This is a genomic window from Candidatus Protochlamydia sp. R18 (assembly GCF_000648255.1).
Taxonomy (GTDB): Bacteria; Chlamydiota; Chlamydiia; order Chlamydiales; family Parachlamydiaceae; genus Protochlamydia; species Protochlamydia amoebophila.
Genome location: NZ_BASL01000116.1, coordinates 1 through 2,241 on the forward strand (window position 1 = coordinate 1; position 2,241 = coordinate 2,241).

Sequence of the window (2,241 nt, forward strand, 5' to 3'; positions counted from 1 at the left end):
GTGTTTAGCCCCGATGCAAGTAAAAACGGGCAATCCTTGCGCTGGATCTTCTCCCAAGGTTATTATTTGTAGTTCTAATAGGCGGGCTAATTTCACAAAGTAGGGTCGATGCTCAACGTCTTCAATGAGAATGCACCATTCCAAGTCTGAGTAGGGACAGACCTCTTCTTTGGCTAGGGAACCCATTGCCCGTAAATCATACAAGCAAGGAGGATTTCCTAAAATGGCAATGGCATCTTCGACTAAAGCACGCAAAAAAGAGAGTAAGTGCGCAGAAACTTCTCTTTGCAAAGTGCGCACCTCTTCAATTGTGAACTTCTTCGGATTGATTGCCTGATATAACGTGTGAAAACTTTCTCGATAAATACCCAGTTTCTCTCGATATTTAGTCGTAATAAAACAGCTAGTAGAAAGAGAGCGATCCGTTATTAAGTAATGCTGCATCATTTCATCTAGAGTATGCAGCCCACTTGCCTTTATCCGTTCTGGCCCCCTCGTTATTAACGTGTGCGAAACAACTGCCTGCACTTGTTTATAAAATAATTTAATCAAAGCATGCTTTTCGCTTGGGCAGCAAATCGATTCAAAGCGCATTTCAAGATCTTTGACAATTTGCAGGACTTGTTGGCTATCGTTTTTCCCCACTGCTATTTCTAAGCACTGTTTAAAAACAGCGAGAGACGTTGAAGCGACTTTGAAAAGGCGAGAAGCTAATCGTTGAAGTTCTTCGGAGGCCTCTGAAATGATCTGAGCCTTCCCTACATAGTGAATGGCATCCATGAAATAGGTCAGTTGTTTATTCTCTTGCTCCTCTTCTTTTCCTTTTTTATAGTGCCACTTGGCTAGCTCAATAGCTAGCAGCTGTTGATCTTCTGCAAAACACGGGTCTGCCGCCAAATTGAGCAAGAGACGTATGCTTTCTTCTAACTTTTGAAGTGCCTCAATAACAGGGATGAGATTGAAGAGGCAGTCAAAAGCCTTTTTTAGCACTACTATTTCCACCTGAGGTGGTAAATAGGCCATAAAAACATTAAATTGTTTGACAGCTTGGGAATATTTTTTCTTTGTGATAGTAGTCATAATCTCATCGAGACTATTTAAGTATCGAAATTTTGATGGTTGCTCACTAAATGATGGCGAGGAGAATAGAGGAGGGATAGAATGAGTATTTTGCATGATTTGACTATCCTTTGGTTTAAGAAAAATTCACGTTGTAAGGATACTATCAAAAAAAAACAGCCCAATCAAATTAAAATTTTAAAAATTATTTATGAAGATTTAACCAAAGAATGAAGAAACTCAGGTAATTGACTATGGTAAAACAAAGCGAGGACTTCAACCTGAATGATTGATATCAGAGAGGATAACAATTATTCTTTTATTTCATCAATCGAATGATCAAATAGTTAAGCACTTTTATGAATATGTTATTGGCAAAGAATTTTCAAACTCAATGAGTACTAGTCGTTTGTTTATTTAGAGAAGAATTTTTTTGTTCCTTTATTTGCTTATCTTTTAGACAGAAGGGGAGAAAGTCACAGGAATTGCTTTTATTGATTTTCCATCAATAGATGTTTGCCATTATAAACGCATGAAAAGGAATAAGATCCTCAAAGATTTGGCCAAAAGAGGAAAAACAGCCTCAGGATGTTTTTTGGATTTAAATGACATTTCATAATCAATGAAAAAGAAGAGATTTTGGTTTTTCAAATTAACTAGACATGTTGCTGATGTCTCTATTGCCGAAACCTTATCGAAAGGGATTTTGGAGAAGCTATTGGGTGATAAGGGATTATTTCGAAAGAACTTTCAAAGCGGCCTTTGAAACAAAACCTTGAACGATTGGCGACCATAAAATCTGAATCTGAATCAGAAGTTCATGAAGTTGACAGACAAAATTCTTAGAAAACAAGCTATCATTGAAATGATAAATAATTCATTAAAAAATATTTCTCAAATTGGACAGACACACCACAGAAACGGCGGAAATTTTTAATTATTATTGGCTGGGATTGCCCGCTTATACTTACCAACCTAAAAATCCATCGATAAATTTAGCAAAAACAACATCGCCTGTTGTCAATGGTTGACTAAAAACCCAAAATTGAGGTTATCAAGCCCACTCTTGGTGGTTAGTTGATTGGTATTGAGATAATATTTAAATTAAGAATACATTAATTGAATATTAATTAATGTAAGTTGCAAATAACTAAGTCGAAATAAAATTTAGATGTAAATAAA

At 36.1% G+C, this 2,241-nt stretch carries 1 protein-coding gene and 1 pseudogene; one reads left to right on the top strand and one right to left on the bottom strand.

Annotated features, from left to right (window positions below):
• A partial coding sequence (locus TY19_RS00045) for a DUF294 nucleotidyltransferase-like domain-containing protein (RefSeq protein ID WP_042278093.1) occupies positions 1 to 1,176 on the bottom strand: 1,176 nt, incomplete at its 3' end.
• Between the two features lie 124 nt (positions 1,177 to 1,300).
• On the opposite strand from TY19_RS00045, the pseudogene TY19_RS12115 reads away from it, so the two are divergent.
• A pseudogene (locus TY19_RS12115) lies at positions 1,301 to 2,094 on the top strand (IS982 family transposase); the annotation flags it as partial.
• Between the last annotated feature and the right edge of the window lie 147 nt (positions 2,095 to 2,241).